At 66.7% G+C, this 24,672-nt stretch carries 22 protein-coding genes; 9 read left to right on the top strand and 13 right to left on the bottom strand.

Annotation, left to right across the window (positions count from 1 at the left end; genetic code table 11):
- The first annotated feature begins 23 nt into the window (after nucleotides 1-23).
- The 9 genes from QCE62_RS14580 to QCE62_RS14540 all read left to right on the top strand — a co-directional run bounded on the left by QCE62_RS14580 (nucleotide 24) and on the right by QCE62_RS14540 (nucleotide 9,592).
- Nucleotides 24-377, top strand: coding sequence for a phage holin family protein (locus tag QCE62_RS14580; protein WP_309810664.1), 354 nt, complete (start codon nucleotides 24-26; stop codon nucleotides 375-377).
- 43 nt (nucleotides 378-420) lie between these two features.
- Nucleotides 421-1,260, top strand: coding sequence for a methylenetetrahydrofolate reductase [NAD(P)H] (gene metF, locus QCE62_RS14575; RefSeq protein ID WP_309919091.1), 840 nt, complete (start codon nucleotides 421-423; stop codon nucleotides 1,258-1,260).
- A gap of 311 nt (nucleotides 1,261-1,571) precedes the next feature.
- Nucleotides 1,572-3,203, top strand: coding sequence for an ABC transporter substrate-binding protein (locus tag QCE62_RS14570; protein WP_309919087.1), 1,632 nt, complete (start codon nucleotides 1,572-1,574; stop codon nucleotides 3,201-3,203).
- Nucleotides 3,204-3,333: 130 nt separating this feature from the next.
- On the top strand, nucleotides 3,334-4,344 hold the full coding sequence (locus QCE62_RS14565) for an ABC transporter permease subunit (RefSeq protein ID WP_309919084.1): 1,011 nt from the start codon (nucleotides 3,334-3,336) through the stop codon (nucleotides 4,342-4,344).
- Between the two features lie 13 nt (nucleotides 4,345-4,357).
- Nucleotides 4,358-5,278, top strand: a complete 921-nt coding sequence (locus QCE62_RS14560; RefSeq protein WP_309919082.1) for an ABC transporter permease subunit — start codon at nucleotides 4,358-4,360, stop codon at nucleotides 5,276-5,278.
- A gap of 4 nt (nucleotides 5,279-5,282) precedes the next feature.
- The gene (locus QCE62_RS14555) at nucleotides 5,283-6,275 is read left to right on the top strand and encodes an ABC transporter ATP-binding protein (RefSeq protein WP_309919079.1); all 993 of its coding nucleotides are present in this window, start codon (nucleotides 5,283-5,285) and stop codon (nucleotides 6,273-6,275) included.
- Complete coding sequence (locus tag QCE62_RS14550) at nucleotides 6,272-7,276, top strand: peptide ABC transporter ATP-binding protein (RefSeq protein ID WP_309919076.1); 1,005 nt, start codon at nucleotides 6,272-6,274, stop codon at nucleotides 7,274-7,276. The genes QCE62_RS14555 and QCE62_RS14550 overlap by 4 nt, the downstream gene beginning before the upstream one ends.
- Nucleotides 7,277-7,352: 76 nt before the next feature.
- Nucleotides 7,353-8,444, top strand: coding sequence for a TraB/GumN family protein (locus QCE62_RS14545; RefSeq protein WP_309919074.1), 1,092 nt, complete (start codon nucleotides 7,353-7,355; stop codon nucleotides 8,442-8,444).
- Between the two features lie 377 nt (nucleotides 8,445-8,821).
- The gene (locus QCE62_RS14540) at nucleotides 8,822-9,592 is read left to right on the top strand and encodes a hypothetical protein (RefSeq protein WP_309919071.1); all 771 of its coding nucleotides are present in this window, start codon (nucleotides 8,822-8,824) and stop codon (nucleotides 9,590-9,592) included.
- Between the two features lie 49 nt (nucleotides 9,593-9,641).
- Here QCE62_RS14540 and QCE62_RS14535 read toward each other — a convergent pair whose 3' ends face one another.
- The 13 genes from QCE62_RS14535 to pxpB form a co-directional block, all read right to left on the bottom strand.
- Nucleotides 9,642-10,574, bottom strand: a complete 933-nt coding sequence (locus QCE62_RS14535; protein WP_309919068.1) for a hypothetical protein — start codon at nucleotides 10,572-10,574, stop codon at nucleotides 9,642-9,644.
- Between the two features lie 7 nt (nucleotides 10,575-10,581).
- Nucleotides 10,582-11,841, bottom strand: a complete 1,260-nt coding sequence (locus QCE62_RS14530) for a polysaccharide biosynthesis protein (RefSeq protein ID WP_309919065.1) — start codon at nucleotides 11,839-11,841, stop codon at nucleotides 10,582-10,584.
- A 12-nt stretch (nucleotides 11,842-11,853) separates the two neighbouring features.
- A complete protein-coding gene (locus QCE62_RS14525; RefSeq protein WP_309919062.1) occupies nucleotides 11,854-13,071 on the bottom strand; it encodes a polysaccharide pyruvyl transferase family protein in 1,218 nt (405 codons plus the stop codon).
- Between the two features lie 3 nt (nucleotides 13,072-13,074).
- Nucleotides 13,075-14,289, bottom strand: coding sequence for a glycosyltransferase family 4 protein (locus tag QCE62_RS14520; RefSeq protein ID WP_309919060.1), 1,215 nt, complete (start codon nucleotides 14,287-14,289; stop codon nucleotides 13,075-13,077).
- Nucleotides 14,286-16,556, bottom strand: a complete 2,271-nt coding sequence (locus QCE62_RS14515; protein ID WP_309919057.1) for a polysaccharide biosynthesis tyrosine autokinase — start codon at nucleotides 16,554-16,556, stop codon at nucleotides 14,286-14,288. The genes QCE62_RS14520 and QCE62_RS14515 overlap by 4 nt, the downstream gene beginning before the upstream one ends.
- A 78-nt stretch (nucleotides 16,557-16,634) precedes the next feature.
- Nucleotides 16,635-17,084: a low molecular weight protein-tyrosine-phosphatase gene (locus QCE62_RS14510; RefSeq protein ID WP_309919054.1), complete on the bottom strand. Its 450-nt coding sequence runs from the start codon at nucleotides 17,082-17,084 to the stop codon at nucleotides 16,635-16,637.
- Nucleotides 17,081-18,223, bottom strand: a complete 1,143-nt coding sequence (locus QCE62_RS14505) for a polysaccharide biosynthesis/export family protein (RefSeq protein ID WP_309919051.1) — start codon at nucleotides 18,221-18,223, stop codon at nucleotides 17,081-17,083. Before QCE62_RS14505 ends, QCE62_RS14510 begins: the two co-directional genes overlap by 4 nt.
- A gap of 16 nt (nucleotides 18,224-18,239) precedes the next feature.
- Nucleotides 18,240-19,625, bottom strand: a complete 1,386-nt coding sequence (locus tag QCE62_RS14500; protein WP_309919049.1) for an undecaprenyl-phosphate glucose phosphotransferase — start codon at nucleotides 19,623-19,625, stop codon at nucleotides 18,240-18,242.
- Nucleotides 19,626-20,170: 545 nt separating this feature from the next.
- Nucleotides 20,171-21,127: a DUF979 domain-containing protein gene (locus QCE62_RS14495; RefSeq protein ID WP_309919047.1), complete on the bottom strand. Its 957-nt coding sequence runs from the start codon at nucleotides 21,125-21,127 to the stop codon at nucleotides 20,171-20,173.
- Entirely contained in the window at nucleotides 21,124-21,855 is a 732-nt protein-coding gene (locus QCE62_RS14490; protein ID WP_309919044.1) for a DUF969 domain-containing protein, read from the bottom strand. Before QCE62_RS14490 ends, QCE62_RS14495 begins: the two co-directional genes overlap by 4 nt.
- A gap of 149 nt (nucleotides 21,856-22,004) precedes the next feature.
- Nucleotides 22,005-22,751 (bottom strand): 5-oxoprolinase subunit PxpA, encoded by a 747-nt coding sequence (gene pxpA, locus QCE62_RS14485; RefSeq protein WP_309810614.1) that lies wholly within the window; start codon nucleotides 22,749-22,751, stop codon nucleotides 22,005-22,007.
- 62 nt (nucleotides 22,752-22,813) lie between these two features.
- A complete protein-coding gene (locus tag QCE62_RS14480; RefSeq protein WP_309810612.1) occupies nucleotides 22,814-23,854 on the bottom strand; it encodes a biotin-dependent carboxyltransferase family protein in 1,041 nt (346 codons plus the stop codon).
- On the bottom strand, nucleotides 23,851-24,504 hold the full coding sequence (gene pxpB / locus QCE62_RS14475) for a 5-oxoprolinase subunit PxpB (RefSeq protein WP_309919040.1): 654 nt from the start codon (nucleotides 24,502-24,504) through the stop codon (nucleotides 23,851-23,853). Before pxpB ends, QCE62_RS14480 begins: the two co-directional genes overlap by 4 nt.
- Between the last annotated feature and the right edge of the window lie 168 nt (nucleotides 24,505-24,672).

Below are 24,672 nucleotides of genomic sequence, written 5' to 3'. Positions count from 1 at the left end.
ACGCATCAACCGGAGAATCATCGATGACCGTGCTGCTGACATGGCTGATCAACGCGCTCGCGCTGTTGATCATCACCTATCTCGTGCCGTCGATTCATATTCGCAGTTTCGGCACGGCGCTCATCATCGCTGTGGTGCTGGGGCTCATCAACGCCATCCTGCGCCCGGTCCTCATCCTCCTTACGCTGCCGGTCACGATCCTGACGCTCGGCCTCTTCATCCTCGTGGTGAACGCGCTGTGTTTCTGGTTGTGCTCGTCACTGCTGAAGGGGTTCGAGGTTTCGGGGTTCTGGTCCGCGTTCTTCGGCTCGATCCTGTACAGCATCGTGTCCTGGCTGTTGTCGGCGCTGATTTTCGGCAACCGCAACTTCGGCTGAGTCAGATCGCCCCTGCGTCGCCGCCGCTCGATCCCTTCTCATCATGAAACCGATCGAACTTTCATTCGAGTTTTTCCCGCCGAAGACGCAAGAGGGCGTGGACAAGCTGCGCGCCACCCGCGCCGAACTGAAGACGCTCTCGCCCAAGTTCGTCTCCGTGACTTTCGGTGCGGGCGGCTCCACGCAGCAAGGCACGCTCGATACCGTGCTCGAGATGGCCGCGGAAGGCTTCGAAGCCGCGCCGCATCTGTCGTGCATCGGCTCCTCGAAGGAGAATCTGCGCGCGATCCTCTCGAACTATCGCGGGCACGGCATCCGCCATATCGTCGCGCTGCGCGGCGACCTGCCTTCGGGCATGGGCGAAGTCGGCGAGTTGCGCTATGCGTCGGAACTCGTGGCGTTCATCCGCCAGGAGCACGGCGACTGGTTCAACATCGAAGTGGCCGCATATCCGGAGTTTCATCCGCAATCGAAGTCGCCGCGCGCCGATCTCGAGAACTTCGCCCGCAAGGTGAAGGCGGGCGCGAATTCCGCGATCACGCAGTACTTCTTCAACGCGGACTCGTACTTCAGGTTCGTCGAGGAAGCGCGCAAGCTCGGTGTGGACGTACCCGTGGTGCCGGGCATCATGCCGATCACCAACTTCTCGCAACTGATGCGCTTCTCCGACATGTGCGGCGCCGAAGTGCCGAAGTGGGTCGCGCGCCGGCTGGAAAGCTTCGGCGACGACCGCGAGTCGATCCGCGCCTTCGGCGTGGATGTGGTGACGGGCCTGTGCCGGCGCCTCATCGACGGCGGCGCGCCCGGCCTGCACTTCTACACGCTGAACGGCGCGTGGGCCGCGAAGACCGTGTGCGAGCGGCTCGGCTTCAAGAGCGCCTGAGTGTCTGCCTGAGTTTCACTTTCTGCTTTGACCGCGCGGCGTCCGTCGCGCGGTTCTTTCCCTTCCCTTACGAATCTCCTCTTTGCGCATGGACGCGCCAAGGTCTATTACTTGCGCGTATGGTCGATAACCTGCCCTTATCGACCCGCCATCGGCGACAAACTCTAGTGGGGAAAACCAACTACGCAAGCCACTTTTGTTCGTGCTACGGTAGCGCCCGCATTCGCGCAAACGCTTGAAAAAGCACCCGACGCGATCCTATACACTCGCGCTACGCCGGAATGAAAGCCGGCATCGACCTGGAGGAAAACATGAACAAAAACAGCCTGTTGCGAGCCGTCCGCGGACCTGCGCTCGCGGGCGCCATCGCTACGGCGACGCTGTTCGCGGCCACCGTCGCGCACGCCGCGATCCCCAACAAGACGCTGGTGTACTGCTCGGAAGGCAGCCCCGCCGGCTTCGATCCCGCCCAGTACACCACCGGCACCGACTTCACCGCGAACACGTTCACCGTGTACAACCGCCTGGTTGAATTCGAGCGCGGCGGCACGAAGGTCGAGCCGGGTCTCGCCGAAAAATGGGATGTGTCGCCGGATGGCCTGACCTACACGTTCCACCTGCGTCATGGCGTGAAGTTCCAGACGACGTCGTTCTTCAAGCCCACGCGCGAATTCAACGCGGACGACGTAATCTTCACGTTCAACCGCATGCTCGACCCGAACAATCCGTTCCGCAAGGCATACAACGTCCAGTTCCCGTACTTCACCGACCTCGGCATGGACAAGCTGATCTCGAAGATCGAGAAGGTGGATCCGTACACCGTGAAGTTCACGCTGAAGGAAGTCAGCGCGCCGTTCATCCAGAACATGGCGATGGAATACGCATCGATCCTGTCCGCCGAGTACGCGGACAAGCTGCTGAAGGACGGCAAGGCCGCCGACATCAACCAGCAGCCGGTCGGCACGGGCCCGTTCATCTTCCGCAGCTATACGAAGGACGCGACCATCCGCTTCGACGGCAACCCGGACTACTGGAAGCCGAACGCGGTGCAGATCTCGAAGCTGATCTTCTCGATCACGCCGGACGCCGCCGTGCGCGTGCAGAAGCTGAAGAGCAACGAGTGCCAGGTGATGAGCTATCCGCGTCCGGGCGACATCGCGGCGCTGAAGTCGGCATCGAACGTCGATACGCCGTCGCAGGCGGGTTTCAACGAAGGTTATGTGGCGTACAACGTGACCAAGAAGGGCCTCGACAACACCGACGTGCGCCGCGCGCTCGACATGGCGATCAACAAGAAGGCGATCATCGATTCCGTGTATCAGGGCGCAGGCCAGCCGGCCACCGCACCGATGCCGCCCACGCAATGGTCCTATGACAAGAACCTGAAGGGCCAGGCGTACGACACCGCGAAGGCGAAGGCGCTGCTCGCGAAGGCAGGCTTCCCGAACGGCATGGAGATCACGCTGTGGGCGATGCCCGTGCAGCGCGCCTACAACCCGAACGCGCGCCTGATGGCGGAGATGATCCAGGCCGACTGGGCCAAGATCGGCGTGAAGGCGAACATCGTGTCGTACGAGTGGGGCGAGTATCTGAAGCGCGCGCACGCGGGCGAGCATGATGCGCTGCTGATCGGCTGGACCGGCGACAACGGCGATCCCGACAACTGGCTCGGCACGCTGCTCGGCTGCGATGCGGTCAAGGGCAGCAACTTCTCGAAGTGGTGCTACAAGCCGTTCGACGATCTCGTCGTGAAGGGCCGCTCGACCACCGACGTCGCCGCGCGCACCAAGGCCTACACCGACGCCCAGCAGATCTTCGCGCAGCAGCTGCCCTTCTCGCCGATTGCGCACTCGACGGTCTATCAGCCGGTCAGCAAGAAGGTGACGAACATGAAGATCGAGCCGCTTGGCTACGTGCGCTTCGATGGCGTCGGCATGCAATAAGCTTTGCGGCAAGTCTTTGCAGCAGAACGCTTTTTGCACTAAATAACAAGTACAAGGTCCGGCGGCGCGGGTCCACGAGATCCAAGCCGCCGGATACGTTTTTGTCCCCCCAAGACCGAAAAGGGCGATCATGTTCCGATTCGTTTTGCGACGCATAGGCATGGTGATACCGACGTTCATCGGCATCACGATTCTCGCGTTCGCGCTGATCCACCTGATTCCGGGCGATCCCATCGAAGTGATGATGGGCGAGCGCGGCGTGGACCCGGCCATGCACGCCGCAGCCATGAAGCGCCTCGGCCTCGACCAGCCGCTTCCGCTCCAATACCTCACCTATGTCGGGCATGCGCTCAAGGGCGATCTCGGCACCTCGATCATCACCAACACCAGCGTGATGGGCGAGTTCCTCGCACGCTTTCCGGCCACGGTCGAACTGTCGATCTGCGCGATGATCTTCGCGCTCGTCGTCGGCCTGCCGGCGGGTGTCGCGGCGGCGCTGAAACGCGGCACGGTCGTCGATCACGGCGTGATGGGCACCGCGCTCACCGGCTATTCGATGCCGATCTTCTGGTGGGGCTTGATCCTCATCATGTTCTTCTCGGCGAAGCTCGGCTGGACGCCGGTGTCGGGCCGCATCGCGGTGGAATACGACATTCCGCACGTGACCGGCTTCATGCTGATCGACGCGCTGTTCTCATCCGACGAAGGCGCGTTCACCTCGGCCGTGAGCCATCTGATCCTGCCGACCATCGTGCTCGGCACGATTCCGCTGGCAGTGGTCGCGCGCATGACGCGCTCCTCGATGCTCGAAGTGCTGCGCGAGGACTACATCCGTACCGCGCGCGCCAAGGGGCTCTCGCCGTTGCGCGTGGTCATCGTGCATGCGCTGCGCAATGCGCTGATTCCCGTCGTCACGGTGATCGGCCTGCAGGTCGGCACGCTGCTCGCGGGCGCGGTGCTGACCGAGACGCTGTTCTCGTGGCCGGGCGTCGGCAAGTGGCTCATCGACGCCATCTCGCGGCGCGACTATCCCGTCGTGCAGGGCGGCATTCTGATGATCGCGACGCTCGTGATCGTCGTGAATCTGGTCGTGGATCTGCTCTACGGCGTGCTGAATCCGCGCATTCGCCATACGAGGTAATCACGACACGATCATGGCTGACATCCAAAACAATCTCCCCTCGCAAGCGATCACGCCGCCGCCTTCCGGCCGCATGGTGGCCGCCCGCGAATTCTGGGCCAACTTCTCACGCAATCGCGGCGCCGTGGTGGCAGGTTTGATCGTGCTGCTGCTGATCCTGGTCGCGCTGTTCGCGCCGCTGATCGCACCGCATAGCCCGATCGAGCAATATCGCGACTACGTGAAGATCCCGCCCGCGTGGCTCGATGGCGGCAACCGCATGTTCCTGCTCGGCACCGACGAAGCCGGCCGCGACATCCTCTCGCGTCTCATGTACGGCGCTCGGCTGTCGTTCTGGATCGGCTTTGTGTCCGTGGTGCTGGCGCTGATTCCGGGCATCGTGCTCGGTCTCATGGCCGCGTTCTTCCACTGGCTCGACACGCCGATCATGCGCGTCATGGACGTGCTGCTCGCGCTGCCCTCGCTGCTTCTGGCGGTCGCGGTCGTGGCGATCATCGGGCCGGGACTCGTCAACACGATGCTCGCCATCGCCATCGTCGCGCTGCCGGGCTATGTGCGGCTCACGCGCGCCTCCGCGCTCGGCGAGTTGCAGAAGGAATACGTGACGGCTTCGCGCGTGGCCGGCGCGGGCACCGTGCGCCTGATGTTCTCGCAAGTGCTCCCCAACTGCGCGGCGCCGCTGATCGTGCAGGCCACGCTCGGTTTCTCGTCCGCCATTCTCGATGCCGCCGCGCTCGGCTTCCTCGGCCTCGGCGTGCAGCCGCCGGCGGCGGAGTGGGGCGCGATGCTGGCCTCGGCGCGCGACTATATCGAAAGCGCCTGGTGGATCGTCACCATGCCGGGCCTCTCGATTTTGATCTCGGTGCTCGTCATCAATCTCCTGGGCGACGGGCTGCGCGACGCGCTCGATCCGAAACTGAAGCGGATGGGCTGACGACATGAATGACCTTTTGACTATCCGCAATCTGCAGGTGACGTTCGGCGGCACGCAGGCCGTCGATCGCATCGACCTGTCCGTGAAGCCCGGCGAAGTGGTGGGCGTGGTCGGCGAATCCGGCTCGGGAAAAAGCGTCACGATGATGGCGCTGATGGGCCTCATCGACGCGCCCGGCAAGGTCAGCGCCGACCAGGTCACCTTCGACGGCAAGGACTTGCTGAAGGCCTCGGCGCGCGAGCGTCGCAGGATCATCGGCAAGGACATCGCGATGGTGTTCCAGGACGCGCTGACGAGCCTGAACCCGAGCTACACCGTCGGCTATCAGATCAAGGAAGTGCTGAAGCTGCACGAGGGCCTGCGCGGCGACGCGCTGCACAAGCGCGCGGTCGAACTGCTCGACCAGGTCGGCATTCCGGATGCAAAGAGCCGCATCGAGTCGTTCCCGCACCAGATGTCGGGCGGCATGAACCAGCGCGTGATGATCGCGATGGCGGTGGCGTGCAACCCCAAGCTGCTGATCGCCGACGAGCCCACCACCGCGCTCGACGTGACCATCCAGGCGCAGATCATGGAACTGCTCGTGCGCCTGCAGAAGGAACGCGGCATGGCGCTGGTGCTGATCTCGCACGATCTTGCCGTGGTCTCCGAAGTGGCGCAGCGCGTGGCGGTGATGTACGCGGGCGAGATCATCGAAACGAATCACGTGCCGACGATCTTCAGTGAGCCGCATCATCCCTATACCGAAGCGCTGCTCGCCGCGATTCCCGAGCATAGCCGCGGCGCCGCACGGCTGGCGGCGCTGCCGGGCATGGTGCCGGGCAAGGACGATCGCCCGAGCGGCTGTCTGTTTGCGCCGCGCTGCAAGTATGTCGTCGAGGCATGCTGGAAGGGCCGGCCGGACCTGTTCTCGCTCGACAGCAACGATCCGGCGGTGCGCGCGCGCTGCATCAAGCCGTTGAACATCGACGTAGTGGTGGAAGGAGGCGCGCGATGAACGCCGTACCCAAGCAGCTGAATCAGGACATCGTGCTGGCGGCGGACCAGCTCGCGAAACATTACGACGTGAAGCGCAGCGCGTTCCAGCACGGCACGGTGAAGGCGCTGAACGGCGTGTCGTTCGAACTGAAGCGCGGGCATACGCTCGCGGTCGTCGGCGAATCGGGCTGCGGGAAGTCAACGCTCGCCCGTCAGTTGACGATGATCGAAACGCCGACGTCGGGCCGCCTGCTGATCGAAGGCGATGATGTCGCCGGCGCGAGCAAGGCGAAGGTCGCCGAGTTAAGGCAACGCATCCAGATGGTGTTCCAGAACCCGTTCGCTTCGCTGAACCCGCGCAAGACCGTCGAGCAGACGCTCGGCGAACCGCTTGCGATCAACACCAAGCTCAGCGCCACCGAACGCGCCGAGCGCATCGCCCACATGATGCGCACGGTCGGGCTGCGTCCGGAGCATGCGTCGCGCTATCCGCACATGTTCTCCGGCGGACAGCGCCAGCGCGTGGCGATCGCGCGCGCGATGATCCTCGATCCGCAGATCGTCGTCGCGGACGAGCCGGTCTCCGCGCTCGATGTCTCCATCCAGGCGCAGATCCTCAATCTGTTCATGGACCTGCAGGAGCAGTTCGGCACGAGCTATGTGTTCATCTCGCACAATCTCTCGGTGGTCGAGCACATTGCCGACGATGTGATGGTGATGTACTTTGGCGGCATCGCCGAACTCGGCGACAAGGAGACCATCTACGCCCGGCCGCGCCATCCGTACACGCGCGCGCTGATGTCCGCCACGCCCGCGCTGTTCGAGGAAGACCGGCGCATCAAGATCAAGCTGCAGGGCGAAATGCCGTCGCCGCTCAATCCGCCTTCGGGCTGCACGTTCCATCAGCGCTGCCCGTATGCGATCGAACGCTGCCGCGCCGAGGAGCCGAAGCTGCGCGTGGTGGACGGACGGCAGGTGTCGTGTCATCGCGCGGAGGAGGTCGGCGAAGACGAGGGCTGATTTCCCGGTCGGCGCTGCGCGACTTCGCGTTGCTTCATGCAGACGAATGGACGGGCCGACACACGAATGTTTTAAGATGTCGGTCGTGCCGGATTCACACGTCAAGCCGCGCTTCTTCCGCGCGGCGTTCGCCCATGCGACAGCCCTTGCGCTGTCGCTCGTGCTGTTTACGGCCGGACTTTGCGTCGCTTCCGACAGTTTTGCCGTCGGCGGTTCGCGCACCCCGCAGGCCGCCGGCGACGCCGGACCGGCCGCCGCGCCTTCCCGGCAAGTACCTCCGCCGCGCACCGACCGCTCGAACGGCACCACGGCAAGCGGCCCGGTCCGCGCGCAGCCGCCGCGCATGCCGTTCTACGTCGCGACCAAGGGCGCCACAACCATTTACGTGCTCGGCACGCTGCACGTCGGTTTCCCGAACGACTATCCGCCCGAGCAACCGTTTCGCGCACGCATACTCGCCGCGCTCGAAGCGTCGCCTACGCTCGCGCTCGAGATTTCCCCCGACGACCTCCTGCTGTCCCAGGAAGACGTGAACCGCTACGGCATGTGCCGCAGCGAGTGCCTGCTCGACTATCTGCCGGATCCGATGTGGCAACAGGTCGAGACGCGCATGCGCTCGCATCCGGAAGCGCTGAAGCAGTTGCGGCACACGCGGCCATGGCTGGCGTCGATGCTGATCGAAACCTACGACACGCTCAAGGCCGGTTTCGAAAGCGAGTACGGCACCGAGGCGCAGTTGCAGAACGTCTATCTGCGGGCGCGCGGAAAGATTGTCGGGCTGGAGTCGTTGAACGAACAGATTTCCACCTTCACGCGGCTGACGTCGGCGCAGCAGCGCGAGATGCTCGGACAGGATCTCGTGCAGACGCCGGCCGAGAACATCGCGGATGTAAAGGAACTGCACCGGCTGTGGCGCATCGGCGATGCGGACGCGCTCAAGGCCTGGGACGATGCGAAGTCGAGCAAGCTGGCCAGGAACCGGTCGCTGGCCGCCCAGGTCGACAATCGCGTGGTGTATGAACGCAACCGGCGCTTCGTGCAGCGCATGGTGCAGATGGCGGCGCCGGATAAACCCGTGTTCGTGGCCATCGGGGCATTGCATCTGGGCGGGCCGCGCGGCGTGCTGGAGCTGCTCAGGAAGCGAGGCTTCGTGGTCGAGCCGGCGTGAGGCCGATCCACATCGATTGACGATGCTTCCCCGCGTGACGACACTTCTTCACATGCGCGGTGAGGGAAAGACTCTACACTGCGTCTTTGCTTCCTATCCGCTGCGCCGACCGCGCACACCTGTCTCCACCCGTGCGCACGCCATTGCTGATTCGCTGCTTCATCGCGATGTCATGGGCTATCGCGCTCATCCTCTCATTCATCTTCTCGTTGGCGCCGGCCCGAGCCCGTTCCGGCGATGCCGCGCCGATCTCCGCAAGCGCGGGTCCTCCGCCTGTCGGCGTGCAGGTCAAGATCGAGACCTTCACTGAGCAGGACGCCAGAGCGATCGCGCGCGCCGGCTTCCGTTTCATTCGCCTTGGCGTATGGACGGACCACATGGACGATACCGCCTACATGCAGCGTGTCGCGTCGGCTTTCGACCTCGCGACGCGCGCCAGGCTGCCCGTCCTGCTGACCCTGCGCTCGACCCGTCCGCTGCTGGCATCGGGCGAGACGGGCGGCCGGCTTCTGAACCTCGCCGGCAAGCGTTTCGGCATGCAGGTGCGCGCCGTGGCGCGCACCTATGCGCCCGAACTGATCGGCATCGAGCTGTGGAACGAGCCGGATCTGGACCGCTACTGGCCCACGGGAAACGTCCGCGAGACCTTTGCGCCGTTCATGCACGGCGTCTGCGACGAACTCCGGCGCGCGCCGCTTCACGTTCCAGTGGCGGGCTTCGGCTTTGCGCACGCGCCGCGCCGCGACAATACGGCCGGAGCGCTGCTGGACGCCGTGCTCGCAGCGTCGCCGGGCTGCATCGATACCGTGTCGTATCACGCATACGGAATGACCTCCGCCCAGATCAACGCCACCGCCCGACGTCTGCGCGACCGCTACGGGCTGCCTGCGGCCATCACCGAATGGGGCGCGCCGTCCCGGGGCGCAGTCACGAGCAGCCCGGCAGGGCAGGCAAGCCGCGTCGATGCGTTCGTTGCCGCGCTCGACACACTGAGCGCCTCCCTCGTCTCCCTTTACGAGTGGAAGGACACCGCGCGGGCGGGCAATGAGCGGGAACGCAGTTTCGGCCTCGTCGACGCCGACGGCGCGCCCAAGCCCGCGCTCGCACCGGTGCTCGACTATGTCGGCAAGGCGTCCGGCGGCCGCTGATGCCCGGCATGCAGGGACCGGGCGGCATCGGCCCGGGCAGCGAGCAGGGTCATGCAGAAGAGCGACACGCTCGACAGATGCCGCACGTAGCTGCCGAGATCGGGCTCGAACAGCATTGAAACGGCGATATGCCCCATGACCAGACACGCGAGCACGTCCATGACGGGGTTCGCGTCGGCGATGTGCCGGAAGGGCCGCGCGGATCGGGCGAAAACAGCAGCGGCAGATGCAGCCTCACCACGGCATGGAGATAGTCGATACAGAACGCCGCGAAGGAATCCGGCGGCATCAGATTGTGAAAGCTCGTGCGCGCGCCGAAGGGCGACTGGACCATGAGATAGTCGACCGCCATGTCGCGGGGCAGCAAGAGCGCGGTGTACGCGCCCGACGGCAACAGCAGCAGGGCGAGCACGAGCAGGCCCGCCAGCACGATCCGTCCGCGCCGGCCGGCACGCCGGAACAGCAGCACGGCCGCGGCAGCCGCGCCGATCAGCAGGAAATAGCGGCGCACCAGCAGCGCGTAGACGACATAGGCGCCCACGCCGACCGCCACCGTGAACGCCACGCGCCATCGCGCGAGCGACCACACGATCAGCAGTGAGATCGCCACCACCAGCGTATCTTTCGATGCAACGAACAAGTTGAAGAAGACACAGGGCGCGCCGAGCAGAAGCGCCACCCCCAGCGCCCCGGCATGTCTGGCGCGGGCCAGCATGCACTGGATGAACCCGATGCCAATCGCGACCACGAGGACATCGAGCAGCGTCGGACCGAAGAGCGCAAAAAACTGGCCCACCGCATCGAAGGACGAACCCTCGTAGGTGCTCGCGCCGTCCATCTGCGCCTGGATCTTGTCGGCGTCCCGAAACAGAAAGTCGGGCAGCAGCGACCTGCCCGCCACGAACAGCAGAAGGTACGCGCACGAAGCCAGTCCCGCCAGCCAGGCCGTCACGCCGCGGCTGAGACGGGGACCCGTGAGCATGATCCGCTCAAGCATCGGCGCGCGCTCCCGCCGGTTGGCCGCGCTGGGCCCATCCGAGCGCGATCAGCGCCGTGGTGCTGGCGAGCAGATGAGCCAGCGCGATCCGGACGGTACCCGGACCCGCGCCGTCACCGGCAATGAGCCAGAAAGAAAGGGGCAGCGAAGCGAGCGCCGCGCAGCACAGGGCAACGACGATCCGACGCCCCCTGCTACGCGCGATGCAGGCGGCCCAGAGCACATCGCCCGTGGAGCGCAGCAGGAACGAAACCAGCAGAACGGCGAGGGTCAGGCAGGCAAACCCCGTGGCGCGCTCCTTCGCCATCCAGAAGATGAGTGGAGCGGCACAGCCGATGCCCAGCGCCACCGCCACGCTCACGGCGGCGTTACTGCGCAGGGACGCACGCAGCGTGGCGCGCCAGGTCTCTTGCAAGCCACCCGCCGCCCGCGCCAGACGCGGCCCCGCGATCACCCCGACGCTCGCGAACGCGATCGTCTGTACCGCATTCGCGACCGACCACAGGAAGACGTAGCGCCCGACTTCCCCGGCCGGGAGCAAGGCCGACGCGATAAGGCGTTCCGCGTACTGCAAACCGGCGAGCAGCACGCCGCCGACATGGAACGGCACGCCTGCGCGCCAGACCGGGCGCAGCGCCGCTGCCGGACGCGCCGCGCCATGCTGCATGCGGCCGTCCGATGCCAGCCGTGAAAGCAGCGCCCAGCCCCACAGGATGACCGCGAGATTCGTCACCGTCCACAGCACGAAGACGGCCCGCACGTCGTCAAGCGCGCCCGTCAGCAGACCGGCTATGGCGAAGACGGACCAGCCGCCGGTACGCACGAACAACATCGCGGAGCCGGCGCGCGCGCGGTGCACCGAAAACACATAGGCGTTGACCTCCATCGCATAGTGTTCGCTGGCCGCGACCAACAGCAGCAGACCCAGCGTTCGCGGGTCGGATGCGGCGCCCGGGAGCCAGCCGCACAGCGAAGCCGTCATGGCGCCGCACAGGGCGCTCGCATGGAGCATCCCATAGACGCGCCGCAGCGCACGCGCCGTGGCGATCGCGGCACGCGGATCCGCTTCGCTCAAGCGCCGGTTCAGTTCGGCGCCGAAACCAAGTCCGCACAATTTCGACGCGATGACCGAAGCGGCGACGGCCAAGCCGTAGTCGGCGACCGCGCCCAGGCCCAAGGTGCGTGCGAGGACGATCGTCAGTCCGAACTTGGCCGCAAGGGACAGCGCACGCGACAGGAGGCGCCAGACCATCGTCGCGGTTCCTCAGGCTTCGACCGGACGCTGCGCGTCGCGGCGCGGATGGCCGAGCATCGTCTTCGTGCCCGCGGCGTGGCGCAGTATCTCGATGAGCGCGGCCCGCTGCCCGGCGATACGCGTCAGCGCGCGCTCCGTCGCGTCCCAGAACGCCGGCAGCGCGTGCGGCGCGAACAGGCGCTGCACGACCGACGAGGCGTCGAAATCCGCGGCATTCGCCACCCAGCGCGGGATGGCGAGGTCGCCGTACGCGCCGAAGCCCTTGCGCTCGTAGCTGAGATGGAACGCGGGCACGCCATGCAACAGGGACTCGAGTGCGCCGTGCAGGCGCACCGACACGACCACATCCGGCGTGTCGTGCTCCAGCAGATGGCGCAGACCCGGCAGCGTTTCGCCGATGCCCAGCCGCCGGTAGTAGGCGGCGTCGTCGTTGCCGCGCCCCGTGCTCTGCACCGCGAAACTGAGCCGGCACTCGTTGCGCAGCAAGGCGATCAGTTCGCGCGTCGACTGCGCGTAGCGTTCGCGTTGCGGGCGGCTCCAGCTCGGCGCGTCGCGCAGCACCAGGGCGACGTGCCGCACGCCGTGCGGACGTGCTGCGGCCTGCGCCAGCGCGGCGTCGCGCGACCGGGCGAATTCGAGCACGGCCAGATCCGGCATGCGCATGACGTTCGCGTTGCCGGCAAGAAAGGCCTCGGAGCGGTCGTCGCGCACGCACACCGTAGCGCACCCCGCCAGTGCTTCGCGCAGCCGGCCGGCGGCCCGATCCGACAGGGCGGACGAACAGCTCATCGCCGGCCCGATGCTTTGCGGCAGATACACCGTTGGCTTGCGCGCGGCGCGTGCGGCGTCCGCCTGCACGAGATGCCCGAGCGCCAGCTTGGCCGCCTCGACGCCATTGCGCGCACGCAAGTAGCCGCCGCCGACCCCGACGATCAGATCGCACTGCGACAGACGCTCGCGCAATCGCGCCGCCGCGGGCGTGACGACGCGGCAGGCGGTGCCCGCCGCGGCGGCGACCCGCGCAAGACCGCTCGACGCGATGACCGGCGCGGGCAGCACGTCGTCGTATTCCGGGAACGACGACGGGTCCGCGGCAACGACAGCCAGTCGAATGCGTGCGCCGAAGGCCTCGCGCAACAGGGCGGCGGACAGATCGACCAGCAACCCGTCACCGGAATTGCGACGGCTATAGGCGTGCAACAGCACGATGTTTTCGATCGTTTTCATGGTTCAGGCGTGGATGCATTGCCGATAGACGGCGAGGGTTTCGTCCACCATCCGCTCGGAGGTGAAATGGGCGGCAGCGCTCGCGCAGTTGGATCTGAGCCGCGCGAGCCGTTGCGCATCGGTCGCGAGCGCGATCACCGCTTCGGCGAAGGGCGTCGGGTCGTCGTGATTCGGCACGACGACGCCGGTGTCGCGTGCGGCGACCAGCGCGTCCGCGCCCGCGACGCGCGTGGACACGATCGGCACGCCGGCGGCGACCGATTCGACATAGACGTAGGGGAAGCCCTCGTAGCGACTCGGCAGCGCGCAGAGATCGAATGCGCCGAAGTAGCGCCGGGCGTTGGGCACGGCGCCGACGACGTGCAGATTGGCCGGCAGCGCGTCGAGCGCCACGCCGGCCGCGGCGCAGAAGTCGCCGCTGCCGATGCAGACGAACTGCACGCGCCGGCCGAGCCGCTCCTCGACCTGACGTGCGATCGACACGAAGCGATCGATACCCTTCTGGAACGCGAAGCGCCCCACCAGGCCGACGACGAAGGCGTCATCGCGCAGGCCCAGGCGGCGCCGCGCCGCTTCACGGCTCACGCGCTCGAACTCGGGCACGCCGTTATGAATGGTCGCGATACGCGGGCGGCCGATGTGCAGGTCCTCGTGCAGGTGACGCGCTTCGTCATCCGAAACAGCGATGATGCGATCGGTCAGCCTGCGCCCGAAACCGCCCTCGACAGCGCCGATCGCCCGCCGCGCGACGGCGCCGAGCGTGGGATTCAGCGTGAAGACCGCGTGCGGCGTGTAGACGTGACGCCAGGGCCCGCGGCATGCGCGCGCGAGCACGCCGGCCTTGGAGCTGTGCGAGTGCACGAGGTCCGGTCGCAGCGCGGCGAGCGTCCTGTAGAGCCGCGCGAAGGACACGAGATCGCGTGCGCCGATGGCGCGCTGCATGGGCAGGCGCGTGACCGTCGAGCATGAGGCAAGGCAGTCGGCGGTCAGCCAGTGAGAATCGAAGCGATCCCCATCGGGGCGCGCGATCAGATGCACCTCGACGCCGCGCTTCGCGAGACCGGGAAGCAGATCGGCGAGATGGGTGGCGATGCCGCCGGCCGCGGCTTCCACCACGATGGCGACGCGCAGGCGGCGCTGTGCTGCGACGTCGGCCGCGCGCGCCTGCCGCCCGCGGGCAGGCGTCATGCTGCCCTTGATGGAAACGGGCGGCTTCATGTGCGTTTCATCCGGCTGCGCAGCAACGAAAGGGCGGTTCGCCATTGCGCCCTGGGGGGCTCGCCGTAGCCATAACTGCGGTAGCCCGTTCTGCCCAGCGACGCGCGGACGGAGCGCATCGACAGCCCGTTGAGGATCAGGCCTGCGGGCTTCGTGCCGCCATGTCCGAGGCGCTTGACCGTCTCGTTCAGTTCGCCGAGCCGGGTCTCGCCGGCTCTCGCCACCAGCAACACCGCGCTGGCCTGCGACGTGAACGACGCCGCGTCCTCCACCGCGAGAACCGGCGGCGTGTCGACGAGTACGAAGTCGTACGCGCCGCGCAGGGCGTCGATCAGCTCGCCGGCCCGCGCGGACAGCAGCAATTCGGCGGGGCGGTCGGACGGTGAGCCCGCCGCGACGAAATCCAGACGAGGCGCTTCGATCCGGTGAATGACACGCTCCGGGCTCACGCTTCCCGCAATCAGGTCCGACCAGCCGGGGCCACGCGTCACGCCCAGACAGACATTGAGGGAGGGTCTGCGCAGATCGCCATCGATGAGCAGCACACGCAAGCCCGTCGCGGCCAGCACCGCGGCGAGATTGAGCGCGATGAACGACTTGCCGGCATTCGGTGCCGCGCCCGTGATTACGACCACCTTGCCCGGCGTATCCGGCCCGGTCATGCGCAACGCGGTGCGCAGGCTGCGCAGGCTTTCGATGGCTCGATCGTGCGGCGCCTCGACGGCGAGCAGCGCGGCACGCGTGGCTTCCGGGCTCGCGAGCGCAGTTCGAAGCAAACGCTGCGCGGCTGAAAAGGGCACCGTCGCCAGCACCGGCAAGCCCGTGCCGCGCTCGATTTCATCGGCCGAGTGGACCGCGCCGGCCAGGAACTCCCGCACGAATGCATAGGCAAGGCCGGCGAGCAGGCCGCCCAGCAGCGAAGCGGCCGCCACGAGCGGCCGTTTCGGCCACGCGGGATCTTGCGCGACGATCGGCGCGTCGATCATCCGCACGCTGCCGACCCTGCCGGCCTTGACGAGTTGCAACTGCTGCGCGTTGGCGAGGGTCGAGGTATAGAGGTCGGTGCTGACCTTCACGTCCAGCGTGAGCCGGGCGGCCGTCTGTTCGATATCGGGCAGGCGGGCCAGCGCGGAGTCGAAGGCGGCGATCTGCGCACGCAGCAGCGCGATCTGCCGGTCCGCCGCCACCACGCCCGGGTGCTGCGGCGTGTAGCGGGTCGCGAGTTCCGCGCGCTTCTGCTGCAGGACGATCAACTGGGCACGCGCTTCCGCCTGCTGCTGCATTCCGGTCGCGATCTGCGTCGGCACATCGATGACGCCGCGCTCGTCGCGCATGCGGGTGTAGCGCGCCTGCGCGTCATCAAGCTGCCGTTTCAGCTCAGGCAGTTGCGCCATCAGGAAGCCGAGCGATTGAGCCGCATCGGCATATTTGCGCTCCACGTTCTGGCGGACGTACTGCTCGCCAATCTCGCGCAGCGTGCGGCTGGTGCGCTCTGCGTCGCGTCCCAGCAAGGTCGCGACGATCACGCCCGACTGCCTGACCTTTTCCTGGACGTCGAGGCGTTGCTGGAGCTTGACGACGGTGTCGTCGAAGCCGTGCCGGATCACGGAAAAGGCGGTGCCCGGACGCGCGTCGAGGCTCGCCACGGTGATGATCAGCGGCCCGGACGGCGTGTTCACGCGGCTCTCGGCGCCGACGCGCCCGTGCAGCGGGACGTCGAGCAAGGCGCCGGCGAGCGTGTATCGGCCTCCGGCCTCCACCTTTAGCATGAAGGGCTCGTCCTGCCATGGCGCCGGCACGTCGAAGCGGCTCACGTCGGCGCGCTCGCGGCCCCATGCGTAGCCGCCAAAGCCGAACACGCCGGGAGCGAGCGGACCCTCCTGAAAGCGCGAAACGAAATCGCCGATCAACGGGAAACGCACCGGCGCCGCCTCGATGTGCAGATACTGCCTCTCGACGGCGCGCGAGACCACGAGGCGCGACGTGATGATCTGAGCCTCCGCCGCGGCGGAGGACTTGACGTCGAAAAACGTCGACATCTGGCTGGGAAGATTGCCGGCCAAGCCTGCGGCGGCGCCGTCCTCGACCTGGATCAGGATGTCCGCCTGATACTTCGGCGGCCACAGAAAACTCCAGCCGATGCCGGCCAGCCCGACCACGGACACGATCAGGACGATGCGCCGCGCGTTCGTGAGAAGCGTGTCGAGGAGCGTAATGACATCGAGTTCGGCGCTGGCGGCCAGGCCGTGTCGATCGGGGTAGGGCATGAATGGATCTATCTGGAAAGTGGAGCGCGGCGCACCGGGGCAGCGGCCGGTCGGACGGTGCGATTGCGCTGGTCGGGTTCAGGGCGTGGCATGCGAGGCAGGGCGCAGACGGCCGAGCCATTCGCGCAGGCCGGATTCGATGTGCGTGAGCGCAGCTTCGAAGGCCGCGCGGCCCTGCCGGTATGGATCGCCGACATCGCGCTGGGCGGCGTGCATCAGCCGGTAGACACGGCCGCGCGCGAAGGGGTGGCGCGCGAGCAGCGTCTCGCGCTGGCCGAGCGCCATGACGAGGATGAGATCGTGACGACGCAGCAATACGGAACTCGCCGGGCGCGCCACGTGACCCGACAGGTCGATGCCGCGCGCCCGCATCAGTTCGACAGCCTGCGGGTCCGCCGGCTGGCCGGTCAGCGCATGCGTGCCGGCGGATCCCACCTCGATCCCCGGCATCGCCTGAGCGAGCAGCGCCGCCGCCAACGGGCTACGGCAGATGTTTCCCTCACAGACCATCAGCACGGAGCGGATCATTTCGCGATCACTCCCGCCGTGAGTCCCGAGCTGATCAGCGGCATCAGCAAGGTCAGCACGCGGTTGAACCGCACGAGGCCGTTGCCGTCGACATAGACGACGTCGTTCGGCTGCAGCTCGAAGTCCTTCGCGACGAGCATCGACACCGGCGAACGGCTGTCGAGATGGAAGACTTGCGGCGTGCCATCGAGTGAACGGATCACGAACATCTGCGCCGTGTCGGCCGTGTTCGCATTGATGCTGCCCGCCTGAGCGAGCGCGTCCGCGAGCGACAGGCGGCCGTCGCGGCGCGGCCGCGCGGAACCCGGCTTGTTGACTTCGCCCAGCACATAGACCGCGTTTTCATCGCGCGATGCGACCCGCAACATGTCGCCGGCCCTCAGGTAGAGCCGTGACGGGCTGAGATCCTGCGCAAGCAGCTGCGGCACGTCGATGCGCTGCGAGACGCCCTCGCGCACCAGGACTACATCGCTTTGATCCGCGTTCTCGCTGAAGCCGCCCGCGCGGGCGACGGCGTCGTAGAAACTGAGCGGCACGTCGGTCAACGACAGGGCGCCCGGGCTGCGCACTTCACCGTCGACATAGACCTGGCGCGAGCGGTACGACGCCATGCGTACGGTGACCTGCGGCTTGATCAGATAGGCCGCGAGCGCGGCGCGCAGGCGCTGCTGGATCTGCTCCGTGCGCAGGCCCGCGACCTTGAGCGTGCCCGCGTACGGAAACTGGAGCGTGCCGTCCTGGTCCACGACGAAGCCTGCCGCCGGATCGCTCGCCTTCGCCGATCCCTGGCCCTGCGCCGGTCCGAGCGCCGCGGCGAACTCCGGGTGGTCCCAGACGACGATCTGCAGCACGTCGCCTGCGCCGACCGTATAGGTCTCCGGCGCAGCGAACAGACGCTTTGCCTGCTGGTCCTGCCGTCCCTTGCGCTCGGCGGCGAAGCGCTGGACGAGACTCAGGTCGAGTTCCGTGACCGGCAGCGCGGGCGCGGCTGCCGAAGGCTCCGTGTAGCGGCTGTCCTCCTGACCCGCCGCCACGTTCGGGCCGACCGGCATGTGAAAGCCCGGCGCCGACGCGCAGGCGCCCAGCAGCCCCGTCAGCGCGAGCGCGGCGACGATGTGGGACGGTATCGAGTGCTTCATGTCGGGTTCCTGCACTTCAGTACGCGTTGCGATGCACGAGGCCGCGCACGACGGTCGCCGCGACGATGCGCAAGTCGAACGCGAACGACCAGTTGCTGAGATAGAAGAGATCGTGTTCGACGCGCTGCCGCATCATCTCCACGGAGCTCGTCTCGCCGCGCAGGCCGTTGACCTGGGCCCAGCCGGTGATGCCGGGCTTGATGCGATAGCGGTGGATGTAGTCGTCGACGATGTTCTGATACAGCGCGTCGTGCTCGATCGCATGCGGCCGGGGGCCGACCACGGACATGTCGCCGCGCAGCACATTGAAGAACTGCGGCAACTCGTCGAGGCTGGTGCGGCGCAGGAAGGCGCCGACGCCCGTGATGCGCCGATCGTTCCGGGTGGCTTGCACCACCACGCCGTCTTCGCGCTGATGCACGCGCATCGTGCGGAACTTGTAAATCTGGAAGGGTTGGCCGTTCGCACCGTGACGCCGCTGCTGGAACAGCACCGGGCCGCGCGACGACACCTTGATGGCCAGCGCGATCGCAATCAGCAGCGGCGCGCACGCCACGATCGCGCAGGTGGCGAAGACCAGGTCGAACAGCGTCTTGGCGGCGACCGCATCGCCGGTGAGGGGCGCCGCGACAAGGTTGATGGCGAGCGTGGTATCGAGATCGGCGCTCTCGCTGCGAAAGCGCGCGACGCCGCGGACGTCCGGAATGAACCGGATGTTGACGAAATCGTTACGGAATGTCTCGAGAAAGCGCTGCAGCGTCGCTTCGTCGGTGAGCGGCAGCACGAGCCACACTTCGTTGATGCGATGCGCGCGCACGTGCGCGGCGAATGTCTCGATGTCGCGCAAGCGCAGCGCGCCCGGGTAACGCGCATCCGATTCAGGATCCAGGTCGAATACGGCGCCGATCCCGCACCCCGCGTCGCGCATCGCCATCACGCGCCGCACGAATGCCGCGCAGCGCTCGCCGCGACCGACCACCGCCACTGAAAAGCGTCGCGCGCCCGCCATGCGTTCACCAAGTCGGCAGAGGATCACGCCACCCGCCGTCAGGCCGCTCAGGCAGACGAACCAGTCCATCGAAGGCGCGTAGCCGCGATGCATCCGGTTGACCACCCCGACCGCGAGCGCTTCGCACACGATCCAGCCCAGCGCCGGCAGCAGGACGTGCCGCGCCAATGCCCGCCGGGCCGGACGCTTGAGACGGAGACCGGACGACAGACTCAACGCGAATACGATCGCGAAGGCCGTGACGGCGCTGTCGTAACCCGCGTTGGCCGCGTGACCGAAGCGGCTTTCGGCGACCAGCGAGCAGACCATGACGAGCAGCGTCTCGAGCAAACGAAACAGCAAATCGGGGGCCGCCGGGAAATTCAGAAAATGGCTGTAAGTCGGCAAACGCATGACAGGATCGATGACGAAAGATCAGTTCCCCGAAAGTCGCGATGTGCGAAAGGCGGAAAAAGCCACGCCTCGGTTCATTCAGGAAACACGCGATCGGCATCGCACGCAGTACGCCAACGAGTTACTTGCGGAGCAACTCTGCATCCTCACTTGTCGAGCGAGCGCCGAACCAAACGTGCGCAGTCTCCTTGATCGACGCGGGATGCAACCATAGGCGCGCTCTGAATCTGGACGGTGTCCGATTCGTGCAAATGACAGTCGTCAGAGGGTTCTGACTCCCGCGCCCAATATCGCGATCACACGCGCGCATTCGAATGCCTGAGCGCAATGCTCACGGGTTGCAATGCTGATGACGAGCATCAAAAAATCCGGACGGACCTGCGTCGAAGTTCTGATGCCGCGTGGGAAGTGGACGAGACGAACCGCCTCGGCTATGGACGCAGGCGCGCGGTTGACAAGCGGAAACAAGCGGAAGAAAGGAAGGGGACTGCGAGGAGGGAAGTTTCACGAGAGCACGCGGAAGCCGCGTGCTCTCACGCCGATGCTCAGATGAACATCAGCCAGTTCAGCAGGAAGATGTTGGCGATCAGGAGCGTCAGCGCGGTCGGCACCTGCACCTTGATGACCGCGTTCTTGTCGGGCAGTTCGAGCAGCGCGGAAGGCACGATGTTGAAGTTCGCGGCCATCGGCGTCATCAGCGTGCCGCAGTAGCCCGAGAACATGCCGATGGCGGCCATCGTCGCGGGATTGCCGTGGAACACGCCGACCAGGATCGGCACGCCGACGCCGCCCGTCATCACCGGGAACGCCGCGAAGCCGTTGCCCATGACCATCGTGAACAACGCCATGCCGATCACGTACACCGCCACCGCGACGAAGCGGTAGTCCATGTTGACGTAGGCGGTCGTCACGTGCGCGACGGCCTTGCCCACGCCCGCATCCGAGAACACCAGCCCGAGCATGCCGAGCATCTGCGGCAGCACGGCGGCCCACGACAGCGCGTCGATCAGGCGGCGCGTTTCGCGCATCGACTGGCCGACGGTATCGCGCGTCATCACGCAGGCAATCGCCAGCGCGATCACGCAGCCGACGCCGAAGCCGATCAGCGTCACGTTCTTCAGTTCGATCAGCGGCGTGCCGCCGAACACCAGATACTTCGCGCCGAGCGTGAGGACGACGGTCACGACCGGAATGGTCAGCGCCGGAATGAAGAGCTTGTTGCCGAGACGCACGGCGCTCTGGCGACGGGTTTCTTCGGAGAGCATCTTCGGCTTCGCGCCGGTGACGCCGCCGAACCCGGCGATCAGCGCCATCGCGACTACCAGCACGCCGACGACCGGCACCGGAATCCAGTCGCCGATCAGGAAGATCAGCGCGTAGATCAGCCAGAAACCGCCCGCGGTGAGCCGGCGCGGATGCGACTTGTCCGTGAGGATCATGCCCGCGACGACCACGAGCACGATGCCGACGAGATAGAACAGATAGTTGATCGTGAGCGTCATGCCTTCTCTCCGGCGACGTTGCGTGTCAGGGCGCCGAGTTCGCGCGCGAGCCTGCGGTCGAGCAGCCACAGGCGGAAGCCATGGATCAGGAAGGCGCAGATCGCCGTGGGAATGCCCCACACGGCGACATGCATCGGTTCGACCACGATGCCCGCCTCCTTCAGGAAGGTGGTCATCAGCACGATCGCGCCGAACGCCACGAAGATGTCCTCGCCGAAGAACAGGCCGACGTTGTCAGTCGCCGCCGAGTAGGCGCGCAGCTTGTGGCGCACCGTATCGGACAGCTTGCCGTAGCGGGCTTCGGTGGCGCCTTCGGCCATCGGCGCGAGCAGCGGGCGCACCATCTGCGGATGACCGCCGAGCCCGGTCAGGCCCACCGCCGCCGTGATCTCGCGCACGAACAGATAGACGATCAGCAGGCGCCCGGCCGTCGCCGCCTTGATGCTGGAAATCCACATCTGCGCGCGTTCGCGCAGGCCGTGACGCTCCAGCAGTCCGATCACCGCGAGCGGCAACAAGATGATGAGCGGAATGTTGCGGGTCTTGAGAAAGCCGCTGCCGATCGCGGTCAGGATTTTCTCGACCGGGAAGTGCGCCGCCAGCCCGGTGATGATCGCGGCGGCGGCGACGATCAGCATCGGATTGAAGCGCAGGACAAAGCCCACGATGATGACGGCCACGCCAATGAGCGGCCATAGGTTGACTGCGGTGTTGACTGCGGTTGCCATGAGTTCTCCAAACGGATCAAGCGTCACGCCTCGAACCGGGCGCGTGGTTTTATTGCTTGTGGTTTGCTGCTTGCGACTGCGCGGCTCTGCCGGCCGCTTGCTGACGCGCCCCGGTTGCGCGGGATGCGCTTTGACTCAGTGAGAAGGCGTCATTCGGCGTGCGCCGCGCGAACCTCGATGCCCGCATCGGCGAGCGCGCCGCGGATCCGGCGCGCGAACGCCAGCGCGTGCGCGCCGTCGCCGTGCAGGCAGATGGTCTGCGCGTTGAGCGGCACCCATTCGCCCGACACGGCCTGCACGCGCTGTTCGCGGACCATCGCGAGCGTGCGGTCGAGCACGAGGTTTTCATCGTCGAGCAGCGCGCCCGGTTCCTTCCGCGGCACGAGCGAGCCGTCCGCGCGGTAGCCGCGGTCCGCGAACACTTCCTCGATCGCGATGAGTCCGGCGCGCCGCGCGGCCTCCACCAGCCCGCTGTTGGCGAGTCCGAACACGAGCAGCGACGGGTCGAAGTCGCGCACCGCGGAGACGATCGCATCGGCGATGTCCGTGCTTCTCGCCGCCTGGTTGTAGAGCGCGCCGTGCGGCTTCACGTGCGCGATGCGCCCGCCCTCCGCCTGCGCGATCGCCGACAGCGCGCCCAGCTGATACAGCACGCCCGCGTAGATCTCTTCGGGCGGCAGGTCCATTTCCTTGCGGCCGAAGTTCTCCGGGTCGTTGAAGCTCGGATGCGCGCCGATGGCCACGCCTTTCTCGACGGCCCAGCGCACGCAGTCGCGCATCGCGGTGGCGCCGCCGGCGTGCCAGCCGCACGCGATGTTGGCGGAGCTGACGAGGTCGAGCAGCGCTTCGTCGGTGCCGCAGCCTTCGCCGAGATCGGCATTGAGATCGATTTCCATGATGTTTCGTACAAGTCCTTACGTTGAATGTTGCGCGCGACGCGCGGCGTCCGGCGCGGCCCTCATGCGCCTGCGCGCGCGATGCGTTCCTCGTGCATGGCGATGGCCGTTTCCACCTGGCTCACATACTGGCGTTCTTCCGCGAGCGCATGGCGCGCCTCTTCCACCGATGTCTCGATGAAGCGCACGCCGCCGTTCAGCCGCACCTGCGCGAGCTTCCACACGTCCGCGCGGATGACCGCGCCGATCTTCGGATAGCCGCCCGTGGTCTGGGCATCGCCCATCAGGATGATGGGCTGGCCGTTCGGCGGCACCTGGATCGTGCCGGGCAACACCGCGTGCGACAGCAGTTCCACCTTGCGGGTTCGTTCGAGCGCCGTGCCCGCGAGGCGGAAGCCCATGCGGTTGCTGTTTGGCGTGATGGTCCATTCCTCGTTCCAGAAGGCCTGCTGGGCGGCATCGCCGAAGCTGTCGTATTCCGGACCGCGCAGCACGCGCACCGGGACCGCCCACGCCAGGCCCGGCGCGTGACGGCCGCGCCGCACCGGTTCGTCGACCAGCACGAACTTGCACCACGCCGGCGCCTTCACGCCGAACGCGGGCTCTTCCGGTGAGAACGCAATGCCCTTGTGCGGCTGCGGCACGCCGACGGGCAAACGGTCGCCGTCGCGCAGCGCGCGGCCGCCGAGACCGCCGAAGCAGGCGCCGAGATCGGTGGAACGCGAACCGAGCATCGGCAGCACGTCGATGCCGCCCGCGATGCACACATAACAGCGCATGCCGCGCTTGGCCGCGCGCAGCGTCAGTTCCTGGCCCGCGCGCACCGGCAGGCTCCACCAGGAATAGACCGGCTTGTCGTCGAGCGTGGCGCCGAAATCGGTTCCAGCGATGGCAATGCGTGTCGCATGCTTGAAGCGCAGCACGGTCGGCCCGAAGGTGACCTCGATGCCCGCCGCATCCGGCCGGTTGCCGACGATGCGGTTGCCCACTTCGAGCGACAGCGCATCGAGCGCGCCGCCCGAGCTCACGCCCAGATGGCGATAGCCGGGGCGGCCAAGATCCTGTACCGAGCTGAGCACGCCCGCGCGAATCACGTCGATCATGCGCGGACCTCCAGCGCCGTGAAGCGCACGCGGTCGCCGGGCTGCATCAGCGTCGGCGGGTTTTTGGCCGGATCGAACAGCTTGAGTTCGGTGCGGCCAAGCAGTTGCCAGCCGCCCGGCGACACCGCCGGATAAATGCCCGTCTGCGCCCCGCCGATCCCCACCGATCCCGCCGGCACTTCGAGGCGCGGCTCGGCGCGGCGCGGCATGTGCAGCGCGGGGTCGAGCCCGCCCAGGTAGGCGAAGCCCGGCTGGAAGCCCAGGAAGAACACGATGTATTCGGCTTGCGTGTGCCGCTTCACGACTTCATCAACGGACAGGCCCACCTGCCGCGCCAGTTCGACGAGATCCGGGCCGTCCGCGCCGCCGTAGCGCACCGGAATCTCGATCTCAGCCGCCTCGGCTTCAGTGGCCTGGACGGCGTCCCAGCCGCTCTGCAGCTGCGCCGCGAGCGTTTCGTAGTCCACTTCCAATGGGTCGAACACGAGGGTCAGGTTGTTCATGCCCGGCACGACTTCGACGACGTGCGGCATCAGGCGGGCGTGTTCCGCCAGCGCCCAGACGCGGCGTTGGCAGTCGAGCGTGGCGGGCGGCGCGGTGTCGAGCACCAGCGCGGAATCGCCGAGCGGATGAATACTGGGTTGGGTCATGCCTTGAGTTCGCTGTTTCGCGACAAGAAAAAGTGCCGGTCGGGCGCTCATCGCATCGTCGCAGAATGGTACATTGTCAATAAATTATCAAGAAATTATCAATACAGGTTTTCGCCGAGGCGCGCGGTACGCTGGTAAAAACGCCCTGCGCTACACTCCAACGCACAC

Source organism: Caballeronia sp. LZ033 (assembly GCF_031451265.1).
In the GTDB taxonomy this organism is placed as follows: domain Bacteria; phylum Pseudomonadota; class Gammaproteobacteria; order Burkholderiales; family Burkholderiaceae; genus Caballeronia.
Note: the sequence above shows the minus strand (reverse complement) of the source record. Positions and strands in the feature narration are given on the sequence as shown.